This is a genomic window from Variovorax sp. GW823-FHT02B07, assembly GCF_058797695.1.
On sequence record NZ_JBXAJX010000002.1, the window covers coordinates 349,474 to 375,604 of the forward strand.

Genomic DNA, 26,131 nt, shown 5'->3' on the forward strand with positions numbered 1-26,131 from the left:
GATCAGGCGCGGACCAGCCCGGCCCAGGCGGCCACGAAGCGCTGCGCGTCCTCGCGCACGGCGGCGGCGGTCTTGCCGGGCTTGTAGAGCGCCGAGCCGATGCCGAAGCCGGCGGCGCCGGCCGCGCGCCACGCGCCCATGTTGTCAGGCGCGATGCCGCCCACGGGCATCACGGGCGTGCCGGCGGGCAGCACCGCGAGCAGGGCCTTGACCACGGCGGGCGAGGCCAGCTCGGCCGGGAACAGCTTGAGGCCCGTGGCACCGGCCGCGAGCGCGCCGAAGGCTTCGGTCGGCGTCATCACGCCGGGCAGGCAGACCATGCCCAGGCGCGCGGCCTCGGCGATGACGTCGGCATTGAAGTTGGGCGACACGATCAGCTCGCCGCCGGCCGCATGCACTTCGCGCACCTGCTTGGCGTCGAGCACGGTGCCCGCGCCGACCAGTGCGGTGGGGAAGCGCTGGCGCATCAGCGCGATGCTCTCCAGCGGCTGCGGCGAATTGAGCGGCACTTCGAGCAGCCGGAAGCCGGGCTCGACGATGGCGTCGCCCACGTCGGCGGCTTCGGCGGGCGAGAGGCCGCGCAGGATGGCCACGAGCGGCAGGGCCTGCATCGCGGCGTTGAATTTATCGAGGGGCGTGGTCATGGGGCGGGTGTCCGGTCGGTGTCGAGGAAGCCGGACAGCGTGTGCAGTCCGGCCCAGGTGGCTTCGGCGCCGAGCGTGCGCGTGGCGACGCCGGTGGCGCGCAGGGCCAGGGTGTAGCGTTGGGTGAGGGCGGAAGAGCCGATCAGCACGACCTCGCCGACGGCCTGTACCGATTGCGTGCGCAGCTCTTCGCCGATGAGCAGGCCTGACAGGTAGCTCGACAGCTCCTCTTTCGGCATGCGTTCGAACAGCGCGAGCGTGCGGGTGCCGAAGGCGTTGTGCAGCAGGCCGTGGCCGTTCTCGGAGCGCGTCACGCCTTCGAGGAACGCGGCTTCGTCGAGCGGCGCGGCCGCGTCGAGCGAGCGCCCCAGGATCGAGTGCTGGCTCAGCAGCGCGTAGAACTCGCCCGTCATGTAGGTGCGAAAGCCCGCGACGCGGCCTTTCTTGACCGTGGCCCATTTGTTGTGGGTGCCGGGCAGCACGAAGACGCCGTCGTCCAGGCCGGTGATCGTCATGGCGCCGAGGATCTGCACCTCTTCGCCGCGCATCACGTCGGGCACGCCGGCGTGCTCGTCGCTGAGGCCGGGCACGATGGCGATGCGCGCGCCGGGGATGGCGTCTGTGGCGATGATGCTGCGGCCTACTTCGACGCGGCCTGCGGGGCAGGGGCAGTAGGGCGCTTCGACCCAGCCCTGCTTGCTGCCGGCCATGCCGGAGATCAGGCAGCGCGTGTCTTCCAGGCGCATCCAGTCGCCGAACAGCGACTCGAACACGGCAGGAAAGCCGCCCTCGGGCACGGTGAGGATGCCGCGGGCGTCGCTGCGCTCTTCGATGACCTGTCCGCTCGGGTCGAGCAATGCACCGCGTAGCGAGCTTGTGCCCCAGTCGATGGCGATGAGTCTTGTCATGTCTGTCGTCTGTAGCGTTTCGAGAGTTTGTTCGGGGCGCGTGCCCAGGCCACCGGGTACTTCCCTCCGCGAATGTCCCCCGGCCTGCGGCCTCCTCCTTGATTTCGCTGCGGGAAGCACCCAGTGTCCTGGGCACTAGAGGCGCGGTCGTCGTGCGGGCCGATCAACGACTGCTCTGAACCCGCTCACGTCGATGGGGTGCCTTGCGCAGCGAAATCAAGGAGGAGCCCGAAGGGCGGGGGACATTCGCGGAGCAAGGTACCCCGTCGGCGGGATCGAGCCCTGGATCTCTCCAAATCAGTGATTGTCTCGCGGCACAAAAGCCCCACGGCGACCACGCAGAAAGGCCAGGTCCGCTCCCTGGTCGGCCTGCAGCACCGTGTCGACGTACAGCTTCCAGTACCCCGAATCGAGCGGGGCCTTGGGCGCCACCCATTTCGCGCGGCGCTTCGCCAGTTCCTCGTCGCTCACGTGCAGGTGCAGCTTGCGGTTCGGCACGTCGAGCTCGACGATGTCGCCGTCCTGCACCAGCGCCAGCGGGCCACCTGCAGCCGCCTCGGGCGCGGTGTGCAGGACGACGGTGCCGTAGGCCGTGCCGCTCATGCGTGCGTCGCTGATGCGGACCATGTCCGTGATGCCCTTGCGCAGCACCTTCGGCGGCAGCGGCATGTTGCCGGCCTCGGCCATGCCGGGGTAGCCCTTGGGGCCGCAGTTCTTGAGCACCATGATGCAGTGCTCGTCGATGTCCAGGTTCTCGTCGTCGATGCGCTTGTGCAGGTCGTCGGCGCTTTCGAACACCACCGCGCGACCCTTGTGCACCAGCAGCTCGGGCGTGGCCGCGCTGGGCTTGATGATGGCGCCGTTGGGCGCGAGGTTGCCGCGCAGCACGCAGATGCCGGCCTTGTCCTTGAAGGGCTCGGCCTGGGTGCGGATGACCTGCGGGTTGTAGTTCTCGGCATCCTTCACGTTCTCCCACACGCTCTGGCCGGTGACGGTGAGGATGTCCTTGTGCAGGTGGTCGGCGATTTCCTTGATGACCACCGGCAGGCCGCCCGCGTAGCAGAAGTCTTCCATCAGGAACTGGCCCGAGGGCTGCAGGTTCACGAGGCAGGGCAGGTCGGCGGCGAGGCGGTCGAAGTCGTCGAGCGTGAGCTCGACGCCCATGCGGCCCGCAATGGCCAGCAGGTGGATCACGAAATTGGTCGAGCCGCCGATGGCCGCGTTGACCTTGATCGCGTTCTCGATCGCTTCGCGTGTGAGGATCTTCGACATGTTCATGTCTTCATGCACCATGTCGACGATGCGCCGGCCCGCCTGGCGCGCGAGTACGTTGCGGCGGCCGTCGACGGCAGGGTAGGCCGCGTTGCCCGGCAGGCCGATGCCCAGCGACTCGACCATGCTGGCCATGGTGCTGGCCGTGCCCATCGTCATGCAGTGGCCGTGGCTGCGGTGCATGCAGCTCTCGGCCTCGAAGAAGTCCTGCAGCTTGAGCGTGCCGGCGCGCACCTGCTCGCTCATCTGCCACACGCCGGTGCCCGAGCCCAGTTCCTGCCCGCGCCACTTGCCCGAGAGCATGGGGCCGCCCGACACGCCGATGGTCGGCAGGTCGACGCTGGCCGCGCCCATCATCAGCGCGGGCGTGGTCTTGTCGCAGCCCATGAGCAGCACCACGCCGTCGAGCGGGTTGCCGCGAATGCTTTCTTCGACGTCCATGCTCGCGAGGTTGCGGTACAGCATGGCGGTGGGGCGCAGGAGCGTCTCGCCCAGCGACATCACCGGGAATTCGAGCGGGAAGCCGCCCGCCTCGTACACGCCGATCTTCACCTGCTCGGCGAGCGTGCGGAAGTGCGAGTTGCAGGGCGTGAGTTCGCTGAAGGTGTTGCAGATGCCGATGACCGGGCGACCGTCGAACTGGTCGTGCGGCACGCCCTTGCCTTTCATCCAGCTGCGGTAGATGAAACCGTCGCGGTCGTGGCGTCCGAACCATTGCTGGCTGCGCAGTTCGCTGGCGGGCTTTTTCTTCGGGGCGTTGCTCATGGGATGTGTCTCTTCGTCGTTGATGCTTTGCGGAAATCCTCAGGGTTTTTCCTGCGGGACGACCGTTTCAATCATCATATGATAAGCGTGACGAGCTGTCGCGCATTCAGGGTTTTCGAGTGGCCGGCACAGGCAAATCCGCCTGAATCCGGCCCCGATACGGGCAGGTAAACAGGCACCGGACACCACCAGAACCACACACCCACAGGCAGGCATGATCAAGAACGTTCACGGCAACACGGTCGACCGCATCGGCAGCGACATCGTCGCGGGCCGCTATGCGCCCGGCGCGTCGATTCCGCCGGAGCCGCTCTTGTGCGAAGAGCTCGGCGTGAGCCGGACCGTGGTGCGCGAATCGATCAAGTCGCTGATCGCCAAGGGCCTGGTGACCAGCGGCCCGAAGGTGGGCACGCGCGTGCAGCCGCCCGACCAGTGGAACTGGTTCGACGCCGACGTCATCGTCTGGCAGACGCAGGCGGGCCTGTCGGCCGAGTTTCTGCGCGACCTGCAGGACCTGCGCCGCGTGGTCGAGCCCGCCGCGGTGGCGCTGGCCGCCCAGCGCGCCACCGCCGAAGACATCGCCGACATGGAAGACGCCTACGCGGGCATGAAGCGCGCCATCGAGTTCGGCGGCGACTACATCACGCCCGACCTGCGCTTTCACCAGGGTCTCATCCGCTCCAGCCACAACCGCATGCTGGTGCAGATGAGCCGTGCGCTGGGCGCGCTGCTGCGCACCAGCTTCGAGATATCGACCACCCGCAAGAACGGGCCCGCGAGTTCGCTGCCGCTGCACCGCGCGGTGCTCGACGCCGTCATCGCGCGCGATCCGGCCGCCGCCGAAAAAGCTGTGCTGGTGCTCATCGACGGTGCGCGCCACGACATCGAGACGGTGCTGGCCTCGCGCAAGAAGATTCCGCGCATCAGCCGCCCGGCCACGCAGCTGAAGGCCTTCCCGCTCTAGACGCGGCGGCCGCGCAGACATCCCATAACAACACTGGAAAGTCAGGAGACGCAGATGCTGATGCAAAGGGCTATCGACGGATTTTTTCGCCTGCTGGAGTTCCTCGTCGTCGTGTGCATGGTGGCGATGGTCGTCATGGTGTTCGGCAACGTGGTGCTGCGCTACGGTTTCAATTCGGGCATTTCGGTGTCGGACGAGATGTCGCGCTACTGCTTCATCTGGCTCACCTACATCGGCGCCATGGTGGCCATGCGCGACGGCGCGCACCTGGGTGTCGACACGCTCATCAAGCACCTGCCGCTCAGGGGCAAGAAGGTCTGCTTCTTCCTGAGCCAGTCGCTCATGCTGTTCTGCAACGTGCTCTTCTTCATGGGCACCTACGAGATGCATGAGCTGCAGGTGACCAACATCTCGCCCGTGGTCGGCATCTCGATGATCTGGGTCTACGGCATCGGCTACGTGGTGTCGGTGGTGATGGCCCTCTTCAACATCGACAAGCTCTGGCGATTGTTCAGGGGCAGGGTGCCCGACCAGGAGCTGATCCAGATCATGGAATCCGAAGAACAGGTGCTCGACGCCGCCGCACACGGGAAGGTGGCGCAATGACCGTCACGATCTTCATCGTTTCCCTGCTCGGCGCCATGGCACTGGGCATTCCGATCTCGTATTCGTTGCTGGTGTGCGGCGTCTCGCTGATGGGCTGGCTGGCCTACACCGGCGGCCTGCCGGCCTTCGACAGCCAGATCATTGCGCAGCGCTTCGTCGATGGCGCCGACAACTTCCCGCTGCTCGCGGTGCCGTTCTTCCTGCTCGCCGGCGAGTTCATGAACGCCGGCGGGCTCAGCCGGCGCATCGTGAACCTGGCGATGGCCTGGGTCGGCCACTACCGCGGCGGCATGGGCTATGTGGCGGTGCTGGCCGCGATCATCATGGCCTCGCTGTCGGGCTCGGCCGTGGCCGACACGGCCGCGCTCGCCGCGCTCCTCATCCCGATGATGAAGGCCGCCGGCTACCAGATGAACCGCTCGGCCGGCCTCATTGCCGCGGGCGGCATCATCGCGCCGGTGATCCCGCCGTCGATCGGGCTCATTGTGTTCGGCGTGGCGGGCAACGTGTCGATCACCAAGCTGTTCCTCGCGGGCATCGTGCCCGGCATCCTGATGGGGCTCGCAGTGGGCGTGGCCTGGTGGATCGTGGCCCGGAAGGACAACGTGAAGTCCTCGCCGCGCGTGCCCTGGGGCGAGCGGCTGAAGGTCACGGCGCAGGGCAGCCTGGCGCTGGCGCTGCCGATCATCATCATCGGCGGCATGAAGTTCGGCGTCTTCACGCCGACCGAAGCCGCCGTGGTCGCGGCCGTCTATTCGCTCGTGGTGGGTCTCTTCATCTATGGCGAACTCAAGGTCAAAGACCTGTACCGCCTCACGCTCGCGGCGGGCAAGACCACCGCGGTCGTGATGTTCCTCGTGGCCGCCGCGATGGTGAGCGCCTGGCTCATCACGGTGGCCAACATCCCGACCGAGGTGGTGTCGCTGCTGGAGCCCTTCCTGGACAACAAGACGCTGCTGATGTTCGTGATGATGGTGCTGATCGTCATCGTGGGCACCGCGCTCGACTTCACGCCCACCGTGCTCATCCTCACGCCGGTGCTGATGCCCGTGGTGCTCAAGGCCGGCATCGACCCGGTGTACTTCGGCGTGCTGTTCATCATGAACAACGCCATCGGCCTGATCACGCCGCCCGTGGGCACGGTGCTCAACGTGGTGAGCGGCGTGGCGCGCATCTCGATGGACGATGCCTTCAAGGGCGTGATGCCCTTCTTCATCGCCCACCTGGTGGTGCTGTTCACGCTGGTGTTCTTCCCGCAGCTCGTGACAGTGCCGCTGCAGTGGTGGATGGGGCGCTAGTTCTTCTTTTTTCCTGTCAGTCAGTTCGTTCAACCAACCCCTCGAATCGAAGGAGACAAGCATGTTGTTTCGCAGAACCCTGATGACCGCCGCCCTCGTGGCCGGCGGCCTGCTGGCGTCGACCGGCGCCCTCGCGCAATTTGCCGAACGCACGATCAAGTTCACCAACGGCGTGAACGAAGACCACCCCGTGGGCGTGGGCGTGAAGAAGATGCAGGAGGTGCTGGCGGCCAAGACCGGCGGCAAGATGAAGATCACGGCCTTCTGGGGCGGCGCCGCGGGCGGCGACCTGCCGGCCACGCAGGCGCTGCGCGCCGGCACGCAGGAAATGGTGTGCACGTCGAGCTCGCCGCTGGTGGGCATCGTGAAGGAACTCGGCGCCTTCGACCTGCCGTTCCTGTTCGCCAACGAGAAGGAGGCCGACGCGGTGCTCGACGGCCCCGCGGGCGAGTACTTCAACAAGAAGCTCGAAGCCGCCGGCCTCGTCAACCTGGCCTACTGGGAGAACGGCTTCCGCAACCTCACCAACAGCAAGAAGCCCGTGGCCAAGGCCGAGGACTTCGAAGGCGTGAAGCTGCGTGTGATGCAGAACAACATCTTCCTCGACTCGTTCAAGACCCTGGGCGCCAACGCCGTGCCCATGGCCTTCGGCGAGGTGTTCACCGCGCTGGAGACCCGCACCATCGACGGCCAGGAGAACCCCTTCGTGACCATCGAGACCTCCAAGTTCAGCGAGGTCCAGAAGTACCTGAGCGTGACGCGCCACGCCTACACGCCCTTCCTCATCCTCTACAGCAAGAAGCTCTGGGACCAGCTCAACCCGCAGGAGCAGGCGGTGCTGCGCGAGGCCGCGAAGGAAGGCCAGAAGGTCCAGCGCGAAGCCAACCGCGCGCTCAACGAGAAGTCGCTTGTCAGCCTGCGCAAGACCATGACGGTGAACGAAGTCTCGGCGGCCGAGCAGAAGCGCATGCTGGAAAAGGTCAAGCCCGTGTACGACAAGAACGTGCCCAACATCGGCACGGAAGCCGTGGGCGTGGTCACCGACGCGCTGAAGAAGGCGCGCGGGGGCTGATCGAGGCGTTCGGCCATGCGCTGAATGTGTGCAAGAGCCGCGCGGCATACGCCGCTGCGGCTTTTTCTTTTTGCGGAACCCCTTTCATGAAAATCACGCAAGTCGAAACCATCCGCCTCGGCGAATTTCCCAACATCCTGTGGGTGCGCCTGCACACCGACGAGGGCCTGGTCGGCCTCGGCGAGACCTTCATGGGCGCCGAAGCGGTCGAGGCCTACCTGCACGAGTGGGCGGCGCTGAAACTGCTGGGCACCGACCCGCTGCAGATCGAGGCGCGCAACCGCGACATCACGGGCTACCTCGGCTGGCGCGGGTCGGGCGTGGAAACGCGCGGCAACTCGGCCGTCGACATCGCCCTGTGGGACCTGTTCGGCAAGGCCGCCAACATGCCGGTGCACACGGCGCTGGGCGGCAAGAGCCGCGATGCCATCCGCATCTACAACACCTGCGCGGGCTACCAGTACATCCGCAGCGCCACCAACCAGACCAGCTCGAACTGGGGCCTGGCCAACAACAACGGGCCGTACGAAGACCTGCAGGGCTTCCTGCACCACGCCGACGAGCTGGCCGAGTCGCTGCTGTCCGAAGGCATCACGGCCATGAAGATCTGGCCCTTCGACCCGGCGGCGGAAAAGAGCCACGGGCAGTACATCAGCAACGCCGATCTCAACACCGCGCTCGAACCCTTCCGCAAAATCCGCCAGGCGGTGGGCGGCAAGATGGACATCATGGTCGAGTTCCACAGCCTGTGGCGGCTGCCGATGGCGCAGAAGATCGCACGTGCGCTGCAGGAGTTCGACACCTTCTGGCACGAAGACGCCATCCGCATGGACAGCCTCGACCTGCTCAAGCAGTACGCCAAGGACTGCCGGGCGCTCGTCTGCGCCAGCGAAACGCTGAGCTACAAGTGGGGCTTCAAGGACTACCTGCAGACCGGCGTGGCCGGGGTCGCGATGCTCGACCTGAGCTGGTGCGGCGGCCTCACCGAGGCGCGCAAGATCGCCGCCATGGCCGACGCCTGGCAACTGCCCGTGGCACCGCACGACTGCACGGGGCCGGTGGTCTGGGCCGCGTCCACGCACCTGAGCCTGCATGCGCCCAACGCGCTGATCCAGGAGAGCGTGCGCGCCTTCTTCACCGGCTGGTACAAGGAACTCGTCACCGAGCTGCCGAAGGTCGAGAACGGCATGATCAGCCTCAACGACAAGCCCGGCCTCGGCCTGGAGCTGCTGCCCGACCTGCACAAGCGCGCCGACGCGATCGTGCGGGTGTCGAAGGCGGCGTAGGGGCGTCGCTATCAGCGGTTGTCGTCGGTGCGCAGCCGCAGCAGGGCGCGCACGAAGCCGTGGTCCGAGCGCGAGCGGTCGCGGCCTTCGTGCAGGTGGTCGTTGAAGTAGTCGACGCGGCGCACGTCGCCCAGGCTGTGGCGGCTGCTGGCGACGAACTCCTCGCTCACCAGGATCTGATCGAGCACGTCCGGAAAGCCCTGGTGGATGTGCGAATAGGCCACGTCCTTCTTCAGCGCCGACTCGCCCTGCATCTCGTAGGCGTTGAACAGCGCCACGTCGCGCGCGGCCTTGTCGTAGGCAACCTCTGATGTGGCGGCCACCAGCTGCGTGGTCACGCTGTGCGGGTTGTCGTTGAAGTCGCCCATCACCACCAGCGGCACGTTGGTGCCCTGCAGCAGGTCGATCACGATGCAACGCAGGGCCGCGGCCTCGGCACCGCGCATCAGCAAGGAGCGCAGCGAGGCCATGGCGCCGATCTTGCGGTCGTCGCGGTCTTCGAGGTGGTTGCCTTGCGCGTCCTGCAGGAACTTGGGGCGCTTGGACTTCAGGTGCACCGTCAGCACATGCACCTGCTGGCCGTGCTTCATGCGCACGGTGGCCAGCAGGGGCGGGCGTTCGAAGCGCGTGTGCGGGCCGATGCCCGGCACCTCGACACCGAAGCCCGCGGGGAAGTCGACGAAGGACTGCACGCTGTCCACCTGCAGCCGCGTGACGATGCCGACGCGCGGCGTGCCCTGTGCGCCCGGCCGCCCGGGCGTGCCCGGCGGGCTGCCGGGCGGCGGCGAGTTCTCGGCGCCCGGCACCGAGACGAAGTCGTAGCGCAGCCCGCTGCGGCCGATGGCGGCCTTCAGCGCGGCCTCGTCCCACACCTCCTGCACCGCGAGCACGTCGGCATTGAGCGCGTGGATGCGCTCGCCGATCCAGTCGATCTTGCGTTCGTATTCGCGCTCGTTGTAGGCGTCCTGGTTCTCGTAGTACACGCGGTTGGGGTTCGCGAGGTTGAGCAGGTTGCAGGTCGCGACGAAGAGCGTGGCGTAGTTGGGCGGGATGTAGGAGGGCATGGCCCGCACATTGTGTCCTGAGACGGTGCAAACGAACCTGCCGCGCCGGCCGCACCGGCAGAAACGAAAAAGGGCACCGAAGTGCCCTTTGTGGAATCGACGCGTGTATCGACGCGTGTGTGCGTTTCAGCGACCGAACGAACGGCCACCGCCGCCGCCGGAGCGGCCACCACCGCCACCGCCGTAGCCACCACCGCCACCACCCGAGCGGCCACCGCCACCCGAACGGTTGCCGCCGTAGCCGCCACCGCCGCCCGGACGGCCGCCGCGACCGCGACCACCCATGTGGTCGACGCTCGTGCGCAACGGGTCCGGCTGGCCGGCGCCGCCGCCTGCAACGGCTTCGGCGCGCAGGTGCGCGACCTGGTTGGCCTGCGTCGGGCTGTGGCTGTTGCCGTGATGGCGCGGCTGGCGCTCTTCGTGCGGTGCGTGGTGATGCGGCTGCTGCGGCGCGCGCGGCTGGCCTTGCTGCGGGCCGCGGCCCTGTGCGGGACGGGCTGCGCCCTGGCCGCGCGGGCCCTGGCCCTGGCCTTGGCCGCCACTGTTGGCATTGCGGCCTTGGCCGCCGCCGCCCTGGCCGCCACCGCGGCGTTGTCCGCCGCCATTGCCGCCGCCACCACCGCCGTTGCCGCCACCCTGGCCGGCCTTGTTCTCGCGGATGCGCGACATCATCTCGGTGCGGGCGGCCTTGGCGGCTGCCTGCATGACTTCGCGGCTCGGCGGACGGCCGGCGCCGCCCCAGATCGTCTGGCGACCCATGGCGATCGGCTCGGCGCGTTCGCCTTCTTCAGGACCGAAGCCCTCGACCTTCTGCACCGGGATCGTCTGCTTCGTGAAGCGTTCGATTTCCTGCATGAAGCCTTCTTCGTCCAGGCACACGAAGCTCACGGCCTCGCCGCTCGAACCGGCGCGGCCGGTGCGGCCGATGCGGTGCACGTAGTCTTCGCTGACGTTCGGGATCTCGTAGTTCACGACGTGCGGCAGCTCGTCGATGTCGATGCCGCGCGCGGCGATGTCGGTGGCCACCAGGGCGCGGATGTCGCCGCTCTTGAAGCCGGCCAGCGCCTGGGTGCGCGCGCTCTGGCTCTTGTTGCCGTGCAGCGCCATCGCCTCGATGCCGTTCTTGGTGAGGAACTCGGCCACGCTGTTGGCGCCGAACTTGGTGCGCGTGAACACGAGCACCTGGCTCCACTTGTTCTCGTTGATGATGTGCGCGAGCAGCGCCTTCTTCTTGCCGCGGCCCACGGGGTGGATCACCTGCGTGATGCGCTGCACCGTGGTGTTGCGCGGCGTGACCTGGATGCTCTGCGGGTTCTTGAGCAGCGAGCCGGCGAGGTCGCGGATCTCGTCGCTGAAGGTGGCCGAGAACAGCAGGCTCTGCTTTTCCTTGGGCACCAGGGCCAGGATCTTCTTCACGTCGTGGATGAAGCCCATGTCCAGCATGCGGTCGGCTTCGTCCAGGATCAGCATCTGGACCTGGCTCAGGTCGAGCATGCCCTGCTGCTGCAGGTCGAGCAGGCGGCCGGGGGTGGCCACGAGGATGTCGACGCCCTTCTTGAGCTTGCTGATCTGCGGGTTCATGCCCACGCCGCCGAAGATCACGGTGGAGTCGAGTTGCAGGTACTTGCCGTAGGTGCGCACCGACTCTTCGACCTGGGCCGCGAGTTCACGCGTGGGGGTCAGCACGAGGGCTCGGATGCCGATGCCGCCGAACTTGTTGGTGGCGCTGCGGCTCATGGTGAGCTTGTGCAGCATCGGCAGGGTGAAGGCCGCGGTCTTGCCGGTGCCGGTCTGGGCGCCGCCCAGCAGGTCGTGGCCGTCGAGGACCACGGGAATGGCTTGCGCCTGGATGGGGGTGGGGGTGTCGTAGCCGTGCTCGTGCACAGCCTTCAAGATGGCGGGAGCCAGCTTCAGTTCGTCAAAATTCATTGTGGAAACAACAAGCGCCATACACGGCGCAGTGGCATCGGCCCGCCAGGCGTCGTTTTGGGGTGACGCCGAGCCAGTCAAGGCAGATGAAGGTCAGGGGTGGGAGCCGGAAGACCCGCGGTGATTTGGGGTTTTCTTCGTCCCCGGCAGAGAGCCGGTTTGCGGGCAACTGGACCCGGCAACGAGGACTATTGTCGCATGAGTCGATAATCATGGGTTCGCCGCGCCCGGATCACTGTCCGGACGACCGTGCTTTTACGCAAATCCCAAGCTACCCAAGGTAATCATTCACAGATGGCTCAATACGTCTATTCGATGAACCGCGTCAGCAAGACCGTGCCGCCCAAGCGGCAGCTCTTGAAGGACATTTCGCTCTCTTTCTTCCCCGGCGCCAAGATCGGCGTGCTCGGCCTGAACGGCTCGGGCAAGTCCACGCTGCTCAAGATCATGGCGGGTGTGGACAAGGAATTCGAGGGCGAGGCCCTGCCCATGCCGGGAATGACGATCGGCTACCTGGAGCAGGAACCCAAGCTCAACGCCGAGCACACGGTGCGCGAATCGGTCGAGGAGTCCATGGGCGCGGTGTTCGCGGCCAAGGCCCGCCTCGAAGAGGTCTACATCGCCTACGGTGCCGAAGACGCCGACTTCGACGCGCTGGCGGCCGAGCAGGCCCAGCTCGAAGCCATCATCGCCACTGCCGGCACCGATTCCGAGCACCAGCTGGAAATCGCCGCCGACGCGCTGCGCCTGCCGCCGTGGGACGCCAAGATCGGCCTGCTGTCGGGCGGTGAAAAGCGCCGCGTGGCGCTGTGCCGCCTGCTGCTGTCCAAGCCCGACATGCTGCTGCTCGACGAACCGACCAACCACCTGGACGCCGAATCGGTCGAGTGGCTCGAAGTGTTCCTGCAGCGCTTCACGGGCACCGTGGTGGCCATCACCCACGATCGCTACTTCCTGGACAACGCCGCCGAGTGGATCCTGGAAATGGACCGCGGTCGCGGCATTCCCTGGAAGGGCAACTACAGCACCTGGCTCGAGCAGAAGGGCGAACGCCTGGCGCAGGAGCAAAAGAGCGAAGAAGCCCACGCCAAGGCCCTGAAGAAGGAACTCGAGTGGTCGCGCCAGAACCCGAAGGCACGCCAGGCCAAGAGCAAGTCGCGCCTGGCCCGCTTCGAAGAGCTGAGCGACATGGAATACCAGAAGCGCAACGAAACGCAGGAAATCTTCATTCCTGTGGCCGAGCGACTGGGCCAGCAGGTGTTCGAATTCCACGGCGTCAGCAAGTCCTTCGGCGACCGCATGCTGATCGACAACCTGAGCTTCACCGTGCCGCCGGGCGCGATCGTCGGCATCATCGGCCCGAACGGCGCCGGCAAGTCGACGCTGTTCAAGCTGCTCGCGGGCAAGGAAAAGCCGGACACGGGCGAGGTCGTCATCGGCCAGACCGTGAAGATGGCCTTCGTCGACCAGCACCGCGACGAACTGGCGTCCGACAAGACCGTGTGGGAAGACATCTCGAACGGCCTGGACATCATCAACGTCGGCAAGTTCCAGATGGCCAGCCGCGCGTACGCGGGCCGCTTCAACTTCAACGGCGCCGACCAGCAGAAGAAGGTCGGCACGCTGTCGGGCGGTGAACGCGGCCGCCTGCACCTGGCCAAGACGTTGATCGCGGGCGGCAACGTGCTGCTGTTGGACGAACCGTCGAACGACCTGGACGTGGAAACCCTGCGCGCCCTGGAAGACGCGCTGCTCGAGTTCGCCGGCACCGTGATGGTCATCAGCCACGACCGCTGGTTCCTCGACCGCATCGCCACGCACATCCTCGCCGCCGAAGGCGACAGCCAGTGGACCTTCTTCGACGGCAACTACCAGGAGTACGAAGCCGACAAGAAGAAGCGCCTGGGCGAAGAAGGCGCCAAGCCCAAGCGCATGCGCTACAAGGCACTCAAGTAAGACAGGGCGCAGGCGGCTTCGGCCGCTTCGACGACCAGAGCGCGCGGTTCCGCAAGGGGCCGCGCGCTTTGTCGTTCAGGGGGCGTCGTGGTCGACGAGGTCGGCGTCGAGCCAGCCGCGCAGGCTGTTGACGAAGGCGAGTACCTCGACGCGGGGCAGGTCGTCCACGCGCACGACCGCTTCGGTCAGCTGCCCTTCGCGCAGCCGGCGGGCGCGGCCGATGCCGTCGAGCAGGCCGCAGTGCAGCGGCGGCGTGACCCAGCGGCCGTCGAGCCGCAGCGCGATGTTGCCGCGCGTGCATTCGGTGATCTCGCCATCGCGGTTCCACAGCAGGGTGTCGAACACGCCGGGCGTGGTCGGTGTGAACGCCTCGTAGTGCGCGCGGCGCGTGGTCTTGAAGCGCGAGAACTCGCTGTCGGCCTCATCGAAGGCACGCGCGGCCAGTTGCAGGCGCACGCGCGGTGGCGGGGCGTCCATGGCGAAGGCTTCGGCGCGCGGTTGGCCTTGTGCGTCGAGCAGCAGGCGCACGCGCCATGTGCCTGCGGCATGCGTGGTGCGTAGTTGGTCCAGGCAGGCCGTCAGGTGTGCTTCGTGCCACGGATAGCCGAAGTGCGCCGCCGCGTTGCGCATGCGGGCGAGGTGCGCGGGCGCATCGCGCAGCGTGCCATCGGTCAGCGCCAGGGTTTCGAGCAGCTCGAAGGAGGTCATGGTTGCGAAGATACCGCTGTGTTGAGGAAAGCGCGCTTGTGCCGCCACTCGTCCCACTCCGCATCCGCCTGCGCATCGGCCGTGATGCCGCTGCCGATGCCGCAGCGTGCGGCGTTGCCGCGCAGCGTGACGGTGCGGATCGGCACGTTGAAGGTCGCGTGCCCGCCGGGCCGCACCACGCCCACGGCGCCGCAGTACACGCCGCGCGCGTCGGGCTCCAGCGCGCGGATCATGCGCATGGCGCTCACCTTCGGCGCGCCGGTGATGGAGCCGCAGGGGAACAGCGCCGCGAACAGGTCGGCCAGCGTCGTGCCCTCGCGCAGCCGGGCCTCCACGTCGGAGGTCATCTGCCACACGGTGGGCAGCGCCTCGGTGTGGAAGAGGCGCGGCACGCGCACCGAGAAGGGCTGGGCCACGCGCGAGAGGTCGTTGCGGATCAGGTCCACGATCATCACGTTCTCGGCGCGCTCCTTGGGCACGGTGCGCAGCCGCAGCGCGTGGGCCGCGTCCTCGGCGGGCGTGGCGCCGCGCGGCGCGGTGCCCTTCATGGGGCGCACGAGGATGCGGTCGCCGTCGCGGTCGAAGAACAGCTCGGGCGACACCGACAGCACCTGCTCGTCGCCGGTGTCGATGAAGGCGCCGTAGCCGTTGGGCTGCGCTTGCCGCAGCGCATGGAACCAGGCCTGCGCGTCGCCGTCGAAAGTGGCGCGCAGCGGCGCCGTGTAGTTGAGCTGGTACAGCACGCCGTCGGCGATGGCGCGGTGGATCGCGGCCATGTGGCGGTCGAAGGCTTCGCGCGACAGGTCGGCCGACCACGCGACGGGCGCCACGGCGGGCGCCGGCGCGTCGGGCCATGGCAACGCCACGTCATGCACGCCGAACCAGGCCAGTGGCCCGTCGGACGCATGCACGTCGAACGCCGGGTCGAAGGCCGCGGCGGCCTCGTAGCGCAGGTGGCCGACGCACCAGCGGCCTTCGCGGGCCAGCGCCTCGACGGCGCCCAGCACGGGGCGCACCTCGTGCGGCGCATGGGCGACCAGCACGCGCACGGGCGCGCCGAAGGCGGCGCGCAGCCGGGTCGCCCCGTCGGTGCGCGGGTCGGCGAAATCGATCAGCGTGGACAGCAAGCGCGCGCCCGGGCCTTTTTGTCAGGTGGCCGCGCGGACCGGCGCTGCTGCTGCTGCTGCTGCTGCTGCTGCGCCCGCCGATCCCGCGAGTGCCCGCTTGCGCACCGCGTAGATGTTGTTGCGCAGCGCATAGAGCTCGTCGGCGTACGACAGCGGCACGGCCACCTTGTTGACCACGCGGTCGAGGTCGTCGAGTTCTTCCAGCAGCTTGTCGCGCTCGGCCTGGCTCTGGCGCCCGTCCACCTTGGCCTCGATGTCGCGCAGCCGCGCGTACCAGCGGAACACGCGGCGGCGCACGCGGAACTGGTACAGCGGCGGGATCACGCGGCTCAGCGGCAGCATCAGCACCAGCACGCCGCCCAGCACCAGCCACATGCGCTCGACCAGGTTGCTGGCCCAGAACGGCAGGTAGCGCTGCCAGAAGGGCGGCGTGCCGTTGATCGCGCGGTCGCCCTCGGGGCTCACGGGCAGTTCGCTGGTGCGGGTGTTGGGGAAGTCGCGCGCGCGGTTGAACCAGCCGGCGTCGCTGTGCACGGTCTGCGCGGCCTGCGCGAACAGCTGGCGCAGGGCTGGGTGGGTCTCGTCGCGCGACAGCAGCGAGGTGGTGGCGGCCAACAGCGACACGTCGTGCAGCGGCAGGTCCTTCGACAGGTCGACCACGCCGCGCGGCAGCGTCACGGCCGACAGGAACGGAAAGCGCCGCGTGTAGGCCTCGGCCTGGCCGAAGTCCATGAGCTGGATGTCGCTCGCGCGCAGCAGGCGCTGCACCTGCGGCGACTGTGGCGCCGAGAACAGCACGATGGCGTCGAGCAGCCCGGCCTGCAGCGCTTCGGCCGCGGCGGCCTGCTCGAGGTTCGACAGCAGCAGGTCGTCGGGCCCGAGCCGGTTGGCCTTGAGCAGCCGCTCCATGATCTCGGGCAGCCCGCTGCCCGGCAGGTCGACGTTCACGCGCAGGCCGCGCAGCTGCGTGAGCGATGTGAGGGTGCCGGTCTTGCGATCGATCTTCTGCGCGGTGTCGGTGCGGTAGAACAGCCAGATCGGCTCGAAGAACAGCGCGCCCAGCGAGCGCAGGCCGGCCTCTTCGTCGGCCACCGGGTCGGCGCTGCCGCCACGCACGAAGGCCACGTCGGCGCCGCCGGTGCGCAGCAGCTGCAGGTTCTCGGTCGAGCCCGAGGTGGCCTTGAGCTCGACGGTGATGCCGCTGTGCTTCAGGGCGTCGGCGTAGCGCTTGCCGAACTGCGCATAGGCGCTGCCCGTGGGGCCGGTGGCCAGCGTCACGTGCTTGGGCGGCTGCGGCTGCAGCCACCAGTAGGCCGCAATCAGCAGGCCGATGACGATGAACACGATCGGGCCGGCCGAGGCGATCAGGTCGCGGATCGACAGCAGGATCAGCTTCAGGGTGCGGGGAAACGCCATGGGGTGCCTCGTCGTGCGGTGCGCGCGTCAGCCGCGCGGTGCGGCCAGGTCGGCGGCGCAGGGAATGTGCAGCTCGCCCACGGTCATCGCGCGCGCGGCGCGCACCGCGCGCACCGTGGCGATCGCGGTGGCTTCGGCGGCCATGGTGCTCAGCACGGTCATGCCGGGCGCATCGCCTTCCAGCGGCACGCGGCCGGTGGCCAGTGCGAACAGCGTGTCGCCGTCGCTCATGGTGTGCACCGGGTTGATGGCGCGCGCCAGGCCGTCGTGCGCCACCATGGCGAGCCGGTTGGCCTGCACCTTGGTCAGCACCGCGTCGGTGGCGATCACGCCGATGGTGGTGTTGGTGCCCGCCAGCAGCGGCTTGGGCAGGTCGCCGCGCAGCAGCGCGCGGCGCGTGTCGAGCAGGGCGCCGCCGTCCTCGGTGCGCGCGCCGGCCACGGGCAGGGCGGTGTCGGGGTCGATCACGTCGCCCAGCGAATTGACTGCGATGAGTGCGCCGACCGTGACGCCGCCCACAGTGACCGAGGCGGTGCCGATGCCGCCCTTCATCGCGCGGTGCACGCCGAACAGCTTGCCCACCAGCGCGCCGGTGCCCGCGCCCACGTTGCCTTCGGCAGGTGCGTCGGTCGAGGCGGCTTCGCAGGCGGCGTAGCCCGCGGCCGCGTCGGGGCGGATGCGCGCGTCGCCCATCGGCAGGTCGAACAGCACGGCGGCCGGCACGATGGGCAGGGTGCCGAAGCGCACGTCCATGCCGACACCGCGCTCTTCGAGCCAGCGCATCGCGCCCTCGGCGGCGGCCAGGCCCCAGGCGCTGCCGCCCGCGAGCATGACGGCGTGCACTTCCTGCACGAGGTTGCCGGGCGAGAGCAGGTCGGTCTCGCGCGTGCCGGGCGCGGCGCCGCGCACATCGACACCGGCCACGGCGCCGTCGCGCGCAATGATCACGGTGCAGCCGGTGGGGCGGCGGGTGTCGGAGAAATGGCCGACTTCGATGCCGGCGACGTCGGTGATGGCACCGGCGCGAGAAGAGGGGGAAGAAGACGCAGCGGACATGGCGGCCGATTATGGGACCGCGACCTTTACGATCCCCACAATGACAGTTGCAAGAAGTTTCTCCCCCGAGGGCGGCAGCCGCCACGTGGTGGTGATCGGCGCGGGCGCAGTGGGCTGCGCCACCGCCATCGAGGCTCTGCGCGCGGGCCTGCGCGTGACGCTGGTGGAACCCGGCGAGCCGGGTGGCCCGCAGGCCACGAGCTACGGCAACGCCGGCTGGCTGTCGTCGCACTCCGTGGTGCCGCCTGCGCTGCCGGGGGCCTGGCGCAAGGTGCCGGGCTGGCTGGCCGACCCGCTCGGGCCGCTGGCGTTGCGCTGGCGCCACCTGCCGCGCGCGCTGCCGTGGCTGTTGCGCTACCTGGCCTCGGGCTGGACCGAGGCGCGCGTGCAGCGCACCGCCGACGCATTGCGCACGCTGCTGGCCGACGCGCCCGCGCTGCATGCGCAACTGGCCGCCGAAGCCGGCGTGCCGCAGCTCATCGAGCGGCGCGGGCTGCTGCATGCCTACCGTTCGCGCGCCGAGTTCGACGGCGATGCGCTGGGCTGGCGCGTGCGCCGGCGCGCCGGTGTCCAGTGGGAAGAATGGCCGGCGGACGAACTGCGCCGCCGCGAGCCCGATCTGGCCACGCGCTACACGCTCGGCATCTTCGTGCCCGAAGCCGGCCACTGCCGCAATCCGGGCGCCTACGTGGCGGCCCTCGCTCAACATGCGCTCGACGCGGGCGCCGAACGCGTCGCCGCGCGGGCCACCGGCTTTCGCATCGAGGGCGGCCGGCTGCGCGCCGTGCGCACGGAGGCCGGCGAGATCGCCTGCGATGGTGCTGCCATCTGCGCCGGCGCGCGCTCGGGCCCGCTGGCCGCAGCGGCAGGCTCGGCGGTGCCGCTGGAGTCCGAGCGCGGCTACCACGTGGTGATCGAAGGCGCCACGGCCGGCCCGCGCACGCCGACCATGGTGGCCGACGGCAAACTCATCGCGCACTGGATGGACGGCGGCCTGCGCGCGGCAGGCCAGGTGGAGATCGCGGGCCTCGAAGCGGCGCCCGACTGGCGCCGCGCCGAGATCCTGCACGCGCATCTGCGATCGATGTTTCCGTCGCTGGCACCGCCCGCGCCCGGTGCGCCTTCGGTGGCGCACTGGCTCGGTCACCGCCCGAGCCTGCCCGACGGCCTGCCGTGCATCGGCCCGTCGGCGGCCAGCGCCGACATCGTGCTGGCCTTCGGGCATGGCCACGTCGGCCTGTGCGGCTCGGCGCGAACCGGGCGGCTGGCGGCGCAACTGCTGGCGGGCGTTGCGCCGGAGATACCGCTGGCGCCCTTCGATCCGGGGCGCTTCAGGTCCTGAGGTTCACACCTTCTCAGTTCGCCGGCGTGATCGACAGCACGGTGAGTGCGCCGTCGACCTTGTCGACGGTGAACTTCACCTTGTCGCCGGCCTTCACCTTGGCGAGCAGCGCCGGGTCGCTCACGCGGAACACCATGGTCATGCCGGTCATTTCGAGGTTCGGGATGTCGCCGTGGCGCAGGGTGATCTTCTTGGCGTCGGTGTCGACCTTGCGGACTTCGCCGTCGACCTGGGGCAGCGCGGCCTGCGCGAACGCCGCGGCGGCGAGCACGAGGGTGGAGAGGGCGGTGAGGACTTTTTTCATGGTCGGGGTTCCTTCCTTGTTTGGATGGGATGAAAGGTAAGAGGGGGTCAGCGGTAGCTCTGGAAGACGCGCGTGCTGCCGTCGGCCAGCACCAGCAGCACGTCGTAGGCGTCGCGCTGGTCGCCGTAGGCCGGGCCGTCCATGCCGGGCGAGCCGATGGGCATGCCGGGCACGGCCAGGCCGACGGCCTTGGGCTTTTCCTTCAACAGGCGCTGCATCTCGCGCGCCGGCACGTGGCCTTCGATGGCGTAGCCGCCGACGCGGCCGGTGTGGCACGAACCCAGCTTGACTGGAATACCGAGCCGCTCGCGCGCGGGGCCGTTGCCCTCGTCGTGCACGCGCGTGGCAAAGCCGTTCTTGTTGAGGTGCTTGACCCAGTCCTGGCAGCAGCCGCAGTTCGGGTCTTTCCAGATCTCGACCATCGGCGCGGCGGCCTGCGCGGCGAGCGGCAGGGACGCGGTGGCGGCGGCGAGTTTCAGGAGGGTTCGTCGTTGCATGGTGGAGTTCCTTTCAGTGGGTCATCGTGCGGGCGCGGCAGCGGCCCGCACGCGCACGCGGCCGGCCATGCCGAGTTCGTAGTGGTCCTTCACGAGGCAGGCGAAGTCGAAGTCGCCGGCGCGGTTGAAGGTCCAGATCAGTTCGCCGGTCTTGCCCGGCTGCACATGCGCCATCCAGGGCTCGTCGTGCTCCATGCCGGGGTGCTTCTTCATCATGGCGGCATGGTCCTCGATGACGGCGGTGGTGCCAAGCACCAGCTCGTGCAGGTCCTTGCCGCGGTTCTTCAGCCGCAGGCGGATGGTGTCGCCTTCGCGCACCTCCAGGACCGAGGGCGTGAACGTCATGTCGTCGGCCATCGCGATGTCGATGGTGCGCTTCACGGCGCTGGCCTTGCCGGCGATGCCCCAGGCTTTCTGCTCGGGTGCGAGCGATGCGGCAGCGGCCTTGCCGGCTTCGGGCGCGTGGTTTTCGTGAGCCGTGGCGAGCGTGGTGACGGCTGCGAGTGCGAGGCCGGCGACGAGGGTGGAGAAACGGGTGTTCATGAATGGAATCTCAAAAAAGTTGGATCGATGCGATCAGTGGTTGTGGGCCCCATGGCCCGAGGGCTTGCGCACGGTGGCGCTGCCGCTGTCGGGGCTCGCGGGTGCGGCGCCGGTCTTGCACGGCGCCACCGGCGCACCGCTGGCCGACACCTCGCGCGCGACCGTGCCGGCCGGGTGCTTGAACCAGCCCGGGTCGCGGTAGTCGCCCGGCTTCTGGTCGCGCCGCACCTTGAGCAGCGTGAACATGCCGCCCATCTCGGCCGAGCCGAAGGGACCGGTGCCGGTCATCATGGGTACGGTGTTCTCGGGAATGGGCATTTCCATCTCGCCCATGTCGGCCATGCCCTTGTCGCCCATCACCATGTAGTCGGGCACGAGCTTCTTGATTTTTTCGGCCACGCCCTTGTGGTCCACGCCGATCATGGTCGGCACGTCGTGGCCCATCGGGCCCATCGTGTGGTGCGCCTTGTGGCAGTGCAGCGCCCAGTCGCCTTCCTCGTCGGCAATGAACTCCATCTGCCGCATCTGGCCCACCGCCACGTCCACCGACACCTCGGGCCAGCGCGCGGTGCGCGGCACGGGGCCGCCGTCGGTGCCCGTGACCTCGAACTCGTGGCCGTGGATGTGGATCGGGTGGTTGGTCATCGTGAGGTTGCCCGCGCGGATGCGCACGCGGTCGCCTTTGCGCACGTTGAGCGTGTCGATGGCCGGGAACACGCGGCTGTTGAAGCTCCAGATGTTGAAGTCGGTCATGGTGTTGACCTTGGGCGTGGCGCTGCCGGGCTCCACGTCGAAGCTGCCGAGCAGGAAGCAGAAGTCGCGGTCGACCTTCTCGATCAGCGGATGCTCCGCCTTCGGGTGCGTGACCCAGAAGCCCATCATGCCCATTGCCATCTGCACCATCTCGTCGGCATGCGGGTGGTACATGAAGGTGCCGGGGCGGCGCGCCGTGAACTCGTAGACGAAGGTCTTGCCCGGCGGAATGTGCGGCTGCGTGATGCCGCCCACGCCGTCCATGCCGTTGGGCAGGCGCTGGCCGTGCCAGTGCACGGTGGTGTGCTCGGGCAGCTTGTTGGTGACGTAGATGCGCACCTTGTCACCTTCGACCACCTCGATGGTCGGGCCCGGCGACTGGCCGTTGTAGCCCCACATGTTGACCTTGAAGCCCGGCGCCATCTCGCGCACGACGGGTTCGGCGACGAGGTGGAATTCCTTGACGCCGGCGTTCATGCGCCAGGGCAACGTCCAGCCGTTGAGCGTGACGACGGGGTTGTAGGGGCGGCCGTTGGGCGGCACGAGTGGTGGCGCGGTGGCGGTCGAGGCCTGCGTCACCGGTTCGGGCAGCGCGGCCATGCTCACGCGGCTCACGGTGGTGGCGGCCACGGCCGTGGCGGCGCCCGCAAAGAAGTTGCGACGGTTCATGTCAGTGGCCTCCCGCCGCTGGTTCGTTGGTGGCCGCGGTCTGCAGGGCCGTCATGCCGCCGGGCGAGCTGCCCGTGAGCACCAGTTGAAGGTCGGTGTCGGCCAGCCAGAAGTCGCGCTGGGCCTCCATGCCGGCGTTGACGGCGAGCATGCTGGCGCGCGTTTCGCCGAGCAGCTCCCACACGCTGGCGAGCATGCCGTTGTAGCGCAGCACCATCTCCTCGTTGACCTGCTTGCGCAGCGGCAGCACCTCGTCGCGATAGCGGCGCGCCAGGGCGTAGGCGGTGTTCCAGCCCTGCCAGGCTTCGCGCGCCTCGCTGGCCGCGAGCACGCCCACGTCGCGCACGCGCGCGGCCGACTGCAGGTACTGGGCCTCGGCGCGGCCGCTGCGGGCCTGGCCCCAGTCGAAGATCGGAATCGGCAGCTCGAGCTCGAAGCCGCGCGTGGTCGATTTCGAGCGATCGGCATCGTTCTCGAAGGTGGTGTTGCGCACCACGCCCAGTTCCATCGCGTTGATCATGCGGGTGGCGTGCGTGAGGCCGAGCGAACCGGCCACGGCCGTGTTCTGCGCCCGCGCCGAGCGCACGTCGAGCCGGTCGCGCAGCGCCAGGGCCTGCACGTCGCCGAGTTCGGGCGCGGCTTTCGGCAGCGGCGGCAGGCGGTCGGGCAGGGTGTAGGCGGTGCGCGTGCCGCTCAGGCCCAGCAGGCGCGTGAGCTGTTCGCGGCTGGCGACGGCCGCCTGTTCGGCGCGTGCGAGCTGCGCGGACGCGTCGGCCAGCAGCAGCTGTTCGCGCGTGCGCTGCAGCGCGCTCCAGTTGCCGACCTGGGCCATGCGGTGCGCCAGTTCGGCGCCGGCTTCGGTGGCGTCCTTCGCATCTCGCAGGTAGCTCACGCTCTGTTGCGCGGCCACCGCGCGCACCCAGGCGCGGCGGGTGTCGGCGGCCAGCAGCAGCACGCTTTGCGCCGCCTGCAGCTTGGCCGCTTCGTGCCGTTGGCCGGCCCAGCGCGCCTGCCACGGCAGCGTGAGCAGGCCCACCACGTTGAAAGTCAGCATGCGCTCGAACTCGCGCTCGCTGCCCTGCGCCAGCCGACTGAAGGACAGCACCGGGTTCGGCAGGCTCGCGGCCTGCACGCGGTCGGCGTCGCTCAGTTGCAGCGTGGCAAAGGCCTCCTGCACGCGCGGGCTGTTGACGAGCGCGATGCGCACGGCGGCTTCAGCGTCCAGCGGCTTGGCGAGCAGCGCGTCGACGCTTTGCTGCGAGGCATCGTCCGGCTTGCGCTGGGCCGCGGCGCCCGCCATGAGCGGATTGCCGTCGACCAGCGCCTGCACGTCGCCGGCGCCGCCGTCGGGCGACAGGCTGGCGCAGCCGGCGAGCACCAACGCAGCGGTCAGCGCGGTGGCGGTTCTGAGGAATGAAAAGTGACTTTTTCGCCCGAGGGGCGGGCTACCTGTTCGATAGCGGGGGATGCCGGCATACGGCCGGCGAGCAAGGGAATTCACGAGCGATCTCCATGGGCAATACGGCGAACGCTGCGAGCCGGGAAGGGCTCACTGCGGACGGACTACGGGCAGGAAGATCAGGAAATGGGCGGCTTGAAGCCCAGGACGGGCTCGGCGCTGGCAAAGCGGGCCGCGTGCGCGGCCGGCGGCGCCTGGGGCGCCGCATGCGGGGTGTCGACCAGCGGCATGCCGCCGAGCGCCACCGTGTGGCAGACCTGGCAGGCGACACAGGTGCCGCAGTTCGCGTGGTCGGTGCCGTGGGACTGTTGCGCGTCGCCGCTGGTGCCGTGCATGGCCGCCATGTCGTGGCCGGTGTCGGCCTCCATGGTGGCTTCATGGCAGTGCGATTCGGCGATGCCGTTTGCCGCGGCCACCACCGCCTCGGCGGCGGGCAGCGAATGCCGCACCATCTCGAGCGCCATGGCGTCGCCGAGCCAGCCGCGGATGGGCAGCAGGGCGATCATGAGGGCGAGCAGCAGGGTGCGCATGGTTGGGCGCGATGATAAACCGGGGTGGGGCGTCGGCGCCTCAAGACACCAGTTGGCCGCGGGCCTTGTCGACCCACACCTGCAGGTTGTCGAGCAGGTCTTTCTGGCTGAAGGAGCAGCTTTCCTCGCTGAAGAGCGCGCTCGATTCGAGGCGGTCCAGCAGGTTCAGCAGCACCTCGCCGTAGCGCGGCGGCAGGGCGCCGAGCAGCTCGGTGCTGGCGCGCGCGGCCGTGGAGAGCGTGGCGACCGAGCCGGCGCCGCCTTGCAGCGCGGCGATGCCCGAGGCGATGGTGTCGAGTTGCGTCACGGTGCTCATGAGGTGGCCTTCGCTGGTGGTGGCAATGCCAGCCCGCGCTCGCGCATCAGGTCGCGCAGCACGTCGGGGTAGTCGGTGATCAGGCCATCGGCGCCCGCGTCCATGAGCCGCACCATGTCGGCGCGCTGGTTCACGGTCCAGGGCACGACCTTCATGCCGAGCTTCTGCGCCTCGCGGATCGCGGGGGCGCCCAGGTCGGCATGCGCCGGCGACCAGATCACCGGCCCGGCCGATGTACCGGCCGCGGCCTTCACGAGCTGCGGCACCGAGGCGAAGCCGGCGGCGTCAAGGCCGGCGGTCCAGCGGCTGTCCTTCAGTGTGCGGGGCGTGGTGAGGTAGGCGCGCGACAGCTGCGGCGCGAGCTGGCCGACCAGCGCGAGCGTGCGCCAGTCGAAGCTCTGGATGGTCACGCGCTCGCCCACCTTCGCCTTGTCGATCTCGGCCAGCAGCGCGCGCACCATGGGCTCGGGCGCGGCGGTTTCGTCGGGCTTGGTCGGGTCGATCTTGGTCTCGATGTTGAAGCGCACCCGTGCGGCATCGGCGCCGCGCGCCTGCACCTGCGCGAACAGCGCGGCCAGCGTGGGAATGCGCTCGCCGTCGCGCGGCTGCTGCAGCGCGAACTGCTTGCCGTAGTTGCTCTCGGGGTTGAGACGGCCCACGTCGTAGGTCTGCAGCTGCGCCAGCGTGAGCGAGCGCACGGAAGGGGCGGGCTTGGCCGTGAGCCAGGCGCCGCGCGCGTCGCGCGTGTGGTCGGCGTTGAGCGCCGTGTCGTGCGACACCACCACCACGCCGTCGGCCGTGAGCCCGATGTCGAGTTCGAGCGTGGTCACGCCCAGATTCATTGCGTTCGAGAACGCGGCCAGCGTGTTCTCGGGCGCCAGGCCGCGTCCGCCGCGGTGGGCCTGCAGGTCGAAATGCTGCTTCACTTTGGGGGCGATGGCGGCGCAGCCGGCGCCGAGCAGGGCGGCGGCGATCAGGAGAAAGGCGGTGCGTTGTTTCATTTGAGTTGCACTTTGATGCCGTTGTCTTGCACCGTGATGTCGCCCACCTCGTAGGTCTTGCGTCCGACCGTGAGCTCGTCGGCCGTGAAGCTGCGCAGGATCTGGCCCTGCAGCAGTTCCTGCGCGACCACCGCGCCGACCTTCTGCAGTCGCTCGGCGTCGCGGCCTTCCACGCCCTGCAGCTCGAGCCGCTCGGCCTTGGGCTGGTCCAGCCGCAGCGCGCGTGCCGCCGCGTCGTAGCGCAGCGCGCTGCTCACCGACACCACGCCCTGCACCGGCGAGGCCGCCAGCAGCGGGCTGGCGATGGTCAGCGTGGCCGTGATGGCCGCGCGGTTGGCGCGCCCGTCCAGGCCCAGCTGCGGGTCGCGCAGCCCGACCATGAAGATCTCGGCATAGCGCTCGGCCACCGGAAAGCGCTTGGCGATCTGCGACTGCAGCTCCTCGCGCGTGGCGGTGTATTCGTTGGTAAAGAAGTTGAAGCCGGCCAGCGCCGCGAACGGCGCGGGCAGGGCGGCGGCGCCCAGCAGCGCGCGCAGCACCCGACGGCGGAAATGAGAGGGCGGGATTCGGTCGGTCATGGAGCTTGCGAGCTTGCCACAGGCGACGATGTTCCCGCCAGCGCCGAAGGGGCGCGTCGGCGTGTCGG

The 26,131-nt window shown here is 68.9% G+C and carries 23 protein-coding genes and 1 pseudogene; 7 read left to right on the plus strand and 17 right to left on the minus strand.

Annotation, left to right across the window (positions count from 1 at the left end):
* Positions 1 to 2: 2 nt before the first annotated feature.
* From AC1RGU_RS12820 to AC1RGU_RS12830, 3 genes are all read right to left on the minus strand, one after another.
* Entirely contained in the window at positions 3 to 644 is a 642-nt protein-coding gene (locus tag AC1RGU_RS12820) for a 2-dehydro-3-deoxy-6-phosphogalactonate aldolase (protein ID WP_492699319.1), read from the minus strand.
* Positions 641 to 1,552, minus strand: a complete 912-nt coding sequence (locus AC1RGU_RS12825) for a 2-dehydro-3-deoxygalactonokinase (protein WP_492699321.1) — start codon at positions 1,550 to 1,552, stop codon at positions 641 to 643. The genes AC1RGU_RS12820 and AC1RGU_RS12825 overlap by 4 nt, the downstream gene beginning before the upstream one ends.
* A gap of 297 nt (positions 1,553 to 1,849) precedes the next feature.
* Positions 1,850 to 3,589: an IlvD/Edd family dehydratase gene (locus AC1RGU_RS12830; protein ID WP_307587408.1), complete on the minus strand. Its 1,740-nt coding sequence runs from the start codon at positions 3,587 to 3,589 to the stop codon at positions 1,850 to 1,852.
* A 214-nt stretch (positions 3,590 to 3,803) separates the two neighbouring features.
* Between AC1RGU_RS12830 and AC1RGU_RS12835 the strand changes: the two genes are divergently transcribed.
* The 5 genes from AC1RGU_RS12835 (at position 3,804) to AC1RGU_RS12855 (ending at position 8,815) form a co-directional block, all read left to right on the plus strand.
* Entirely contained in the window at positions 3,804 to 4,553 is a 750-nt protein-coding gene (locus tag AC1RGU_RS12835; RefSeq protein ID WP_062476018.1) for a FadR/GntR family transcriptional regulator, read from the plus strand.
* Positions 4,554 to 4,607: 54 nt separating this feature from the next.
* Positions 4,608 to 5,159: a TRAP transporter small permease gene (locus AC1RGU_RS12840; RefSeq protein ID WP_492696461.1), complete on the plus strand. Its 552-nt coding sequence runs from the start codon at positions 4,608 to 4,610 to the stop codon at positions 5,157 to 5,159.
* Complete coding sequence (locus AC1RGU_RS12845; protein WP_070062487.1) at positions 5,156 to 6,457, plus strand: TRAP transporter large permease; 1,302 nt, start codon at positions 5,156 to 5,158, stop codon at positions 6,455 to 6,457. Before AC1RGU_RS12840 ends, AC1RGU_RS12845 begins: the two co-directional genes overlap by 4 nt.
* A 61-nt stretch (positions 6,458 to 6,518) precedes the next feature.
* Positions 6,519 to 7,529 (plus strand): TRAP transporter substrate-binding protein, encoded by a 1,011-nt coding sequence (locus AC1RGU_RS12850; protein ID WP_492696462.1) that lies wholly within the window; start codon positions 6,519 to 6,521, stop codon positions 7,527 to 7,529.
* Between the two features lie 86 nt (positions 7,530 to 7,615).
* A complete protein-coding gene (locus AC1RGU_RS12855; RefSeq protein WP_492696463.1) occupies positions 7,616 to 8,815 on the plus strand; it encodes a mandelate racemase/muconate lactonizing enzyme family protein in 1,200 nt (399 codons plus the stop codon).
* A gap of 11 nt (positions 8,816 to 8,826) precedes the next feature.
* On the opposite strand, the gene AC1RGU_RS12860 is transcribed toward AC1RGU_RS12855, so the two are convergent.
* Together AC1RGU_RS12860 and AC1RGU_RS12865 are read right to left on the minus strand one after the other, a co-directional pair.
* Complete coding sequence (locus tag AC1RGU_RS12860) at positions 8,827 to 9,879, minus strand: endonuclease/exonuclease/phosphatase family protein (RefSeq protein ID WP_492696464.1); 1,053 nt, start codon at positions 9,877 to 9,879, stop codon at positions 8,827 to 8,829.
* 126 nt (positions 9,880 to 10,005) lie between these two features.
* Positions 10,006 to 11,808 carry a DEAD/DEAH box helicase gene (locus AC1RGU_RS12865; protein WP_492696465.1) on the minus strand — a complete coding sequence of 601 codons (1,803 nt, stop codon included), beginning with the start codon at positions 11,806 to 11,808 and terminating at the stop codon, positions 10,006 to 10,008.
* A 294-nt stretch (positions 11,809 to 12,102) separates the two neighbouring features.
* Between AC1RGU_RS12865 and ettA the strand changes: the two genes are divergently transcribed.
* Positions 12,103 to 13,764 (plus strand): energy-dependent translational throttle protein EttA, encoded by a 1,662-nt coding sequence (gene ettA / locus AC1RGU_RS12870; protein ID WP_062475998.1) that lies wholly within the window; start codon positions 12,103 to 12,105, stop codon positions 13,762 to 13,764.
* Positions 13,765 to 13,839: 75 nt separating this feature from the next.
* Here ettA and pabB read toward each other — a convergent pair.
* The 3 genes and pseudogenes from pabB to AC1RGU_RS12885 form a co-directional block, all read right to left on the minus strand.
* A pseudogene (gene pabB, locus AC1RGU_RS12875) lies at positions 13,840 to 15,596 on the minus strand (aminodeoxychorismate synthase component I).
* 24 nt (positions 15,597 to 15,620) lie between these two features.
* Positions 15,621 to 17,015, minus strand: a complete 1,395-nt coding sequence (locus AC1RGU_RS12880; RefSeq protein WP_492696466.1) for a TAXI family TRAP transporter solute-binding subunit — start codon at positions 17,013 to 17,015, stop codon at positions 15,621 to 15,623.
* A gap of 27 nt (positions 17,016 to 17,042) precedes the next feature.
* Entirely contained in the window at positions 17,043 to 18,071 is a 1,029-nt protein-coding gene (locus AC1RGU_RS12885) for a P1 family peptidase (RefSeq protein ID WP_492696467.1), read from the minus strand.
* 40 nt (positions 18,072 to 18,111) lie between these two features.
* Here AC1RGU_RS12885 and AC1RGU_RS12890 point away from each other — a divergent pair, with 40 nt between their 5' ends.
* Positions 18,112 to 19,413, plus strand: coding sequence for an NAD(P)/FAD-dependent oxidoreductase (locus tag AC1RGU_RS12890; protein ID WP_492696468.1), 1,302 nt, complete (start codon positions 18,112 to 18,114; stop codon positions 19,411 to 19,413).
* A gap of 13 nt (positions 19,414 to 19,426) precedes the next feature.
* On the opposite strand, the gene AC1RGU_RS12895 is transcribed toward AC1RGU_RS12890, so the two are convergent.
* The 9 genes from AC1RGU_RS12895 to AC1RGU_RS12935 all read right to left on the minus strand — a co-directional run bounded on the left by AC1RGU_RS12895 (position 19,427) and on the right by AC1RGU_RS12935 (position 26,063).
* Positions 19,427 to 19,717 carry a copper-binding protein gene (locus AC1RGU_RS12895; RefSeq protein WP_062475985.1) on the minus strand — a complete coding sequence of 97 codons (291 nt, stop codon included), beginning with the start codon at positions 19,715 to 19,717 and terminating at the stop codon, positions 19,427 to 19,429.
* A 47-nt stretch (positions 19,718 to 19,764) separates the two neighbouring features.
* The gene (locus AC1RGU_RS12900) at positions 19,765 to 20,214 is read right to left on the minus strand and encodes a DUF411 domain-containing protein (protein WP_492696469.1); all 450 of its coding nucleotides are present in this window, start codon (positions 20,212 to 20,214) and stop codon (positions 19,765 to 19,767) included.
* A 21-nt stretch (positions 20,215 to 20,235) separates the two neighbouring features.
* Entirely contained in the window at positions 20,236 to 20,757 is a 522-nt protein-coding gene (locus tag AC1RGU_RS12905; protein WP_159270863.1) for a cupredoxin domain-containing protein, read from the minus strand.
* Between the two features lie 33 nt (positions 20,758 to 20,790).
* The gene (locus AC1RGU_RS12910; protein ID WP_492696470.1) at positions 20,791 to 22,179 is read right to left on the minus strand and encodes a multicopper oxidase family protein; all 1,389 of its coding nucleotides are present in this window, start codon (positions 22,177 to 22,179) and stop codon (positions 20,791 to 20,793) included.
* A 1-nt stretch (position 22,180) separates the two neighbouring features.
* A complete protein-coding gene (locus AC1RGU_RS12915; RefSeq protein ID WP_492696471.1) occupies positions 22,181 to 23,557 on the minus strand; it encodes a TolC family protein in 1,377 nt (458 codons plus the stop codon).
* A 200-nt stretch (positions 23,558 to 23,757) separates the two neighbouring features.
* Positions 23,758 to 24,168 (minus strand): hypothetical protein, encoded by a 411-nt coding sequence (locus AC1RGU_RS12920; protein WP_492696472.1) that lies wholly within the window; start codon positions 24,166 to 24,168, stop codon positions 23,758 to 23,760.
* Between the two features lie 40 nt (positions 24,169 to 24,208).
* Positions 24,209 to 24,484 (minus strand): hypothetical protein, encoded by a 276-nt coding sequence (locus AC1RGU_RS12925; protein ID WP_492696473.1) that lies wholly within the window; start codon positions 24,482 to 24,484, stop codon positions 24,209 to 24,211.
* Positions 24,481 to 25,485, minus strand: a complete 1,005-nt coding sequence (locus AC1RGU_RS12930) for a glycerophosphodiester phosphodiesterase (RefSeq protein WP_492696474.1) — start codon at positions 25,483 to 25,485, stop codon at positions 24,481 to 24,483. The genes AC1RGU_RS12925 and AC1RGU_RS12930 overlap by 4 nt, the downstream gene beginning before the upstream one ends.
* Entirely contained in the window at positions 25,482 to 26,063 is a 582-nt protein-coding gene (locus tag AC1RGU_RS12935) for a YceB family lipoprotein (protein ID WP_062475964.1), read from the minus strand. Before AC1RGU_RS12935 ends, AC1RGU_RS12930 begins: the two co-directional genes overlap by 4 nt.
* Positions 26,064 to 26,131: the final 68 nt, after the last annotated feature.

What these genes read in the sequence shown, in the direction of transcription:
- AC1RGU_RS12850 (WP_492696462.1), top strand. Translation starts at nt 6,519, where the DNA reads ATGTTGTTTCGCAGAACCCTGATGACCGCCGCCCTCGTGGCCGGCGGC.
- AC1RGU_RS12925 (WP_492696473.1), bottom strand. Translation starts at nt 24,484, where the DNA reads ATGAGCACCGTGACGCAACTCGACACCATCGCCTCGGGCATCGCCGCG.
- AC1RGU_RS12880 (WP_492696466.1), bottom strand. Translation starts at nt 17,015, where the DNA reads ATGGCGTTTCCCCGCACCCTGAAGCTGATCCTGCTGTCGATCCGCGAC.
- AC1RGU_RS12830 (WP_307587408.1), bottom strand. Translation starts at nt 3,589, where the DNA reads ATGAGCAACGCCCCGAAGAAAAAGCCCGCCAGCGAACTGCGCAGCCAG.
- AC1RGU_RS12885 (WP_492696467.1), bottom strand. Translation starts at nt 18,071, where the DNA reads ATGTCCGCTGCGTCTTCTTCCCCCTCTTCTCGCGCCGGTGCCATCACC.
- AC1RGU_RS12920 (WP_492696472.1), bottom strand. Translation starts at nt 24,168, where the DNA reads ATGCGCACCCTGCTGCTCGCCCTCATGATCGCCCTGCTGCCCATCCGC.
- AC1RGU_RS12835 (WP_062476018.1), top strand. Translation starts at nt 3,804, where the DNA reads ATGATCAAGAACGTTCACGGCAACACGGTCGACCGCATCGGCAGCGAC.
- AC1RGU_RS12935 (WP_062475964.1), bottom strand. Translation starts at nt 26,063, where the DNA reads ATGACCGACCGAATCCCGCCCTCTCATTTCCGCCGTCGGGTGCTGCGC.
- AC1RGU_RS12845 (WP_070062487.1), top strand. Translation starts at nt 5,156, where the DNA reads ATGACCGTCACGATCTTCATCGTTTCCCTGCTCGGCGCCATGGCACTG.
- AC1RGU_RS12840 (WP_492696461.1), top strand. Translation starts at nt 4,608, where the DNA reads ATGCTGATGCAAAGGGCTATCGACGGATTTTTTCGCCTGCTGGAGTTC.
- ettA (WP_062475998.1), top strand. Translation starts at nt 12,103, where the DNA reads ATGGCTCAATACGTCTATTCGATGAACCGCGTCAGCAAGACCGTGCCG.
- AC1RGU_RS12855 (WP_492696463.1), top strand. Translation starts at nt 7,616, where the DNA reads ATGAAAATCACGCAAGTCGAAACCATCCGCCTCGGCGAATTTCCCAAC.
- AC1RGU_RS12865 (WP_492696465.1), bottom strand. Translation starts at nt 11,808, where the DNA reads ATGAATTTTGACGAACTGAAGCTGGCTCCCGCCATCTTGAAGGCTGTG.
- AC1RGU_RS12820 (WP_492699319.1), bottom strand. Translation starts at nt 644, where the DNA reads ATGACCACGCCCCTCGATAAATTCAACGCCGCGATGCAGGCCCTGCCG.
- AC1RGU_RS12910 (WP_492696470.1), bottom strand. Translation starts at nt 22,179, where the DNA reads ATGAACCGTCGCAACTTCTTTGCGGGCGCCGCCACGGCCGTGGCCGCC.
- AC1RGU_RS12900 (WP_492696469.1), bottom strand. Translation starts at nt 20,214, where the DNA reads ATGCAACGACGAACCCTCCTGAAACTCGCCGCCGCCACCGCGTCCCTG.
- AC1RGU_RS12890 (WP_492696468.1), top strand. Translation starts at nt 18,112, where the DNA reads ATGACAGTTGCAAGAAGTTTCTCCCCCGAGGGCGGCAGCCGCCACGTG.
- AC1RGU_RS12895 (WP_062475985.1), bottom strand. Translation starts at nt 19,717, where the DNA reads ATGAAAAAAGTCCTCACCGCCCTCTCCACCCTCGTGCTCGCCGCCGCG.
- AC1RGU_RS12905 (WP_159270863.1), bottom strand. Translation starts at nt 20,757, where the DNA reads ATGAACACCCGTTTCTCCACCCTCGTCGCCGGCCTCGCACTCGCAGCC.
- AC1RGU_RS12825 (WP_492699321.1), bottom strand. Translation starts at nt 1,552, where the DNA reads ATGACAAGACTCATCGCCATCGACTGGGGCACAAGCTCGCTACGCGGT.
- AC1RGU_RS12930 (WP_492696474.1), bottom strand. Translation starts at nt 25,485, where the DNA reads ATGAAACAACGCACCGCCTTTCTCCTGATCGCCGCCGCCCTGCTCGGC.
- AC1RGU_RS12860 (WP_492696464.1), bottom strand. Translation starts at nt 9,879, where the DNA reads ATGCCCTCCTACATCCCGCCCAACTACGCCACGCTCTTCGTCGCGACC.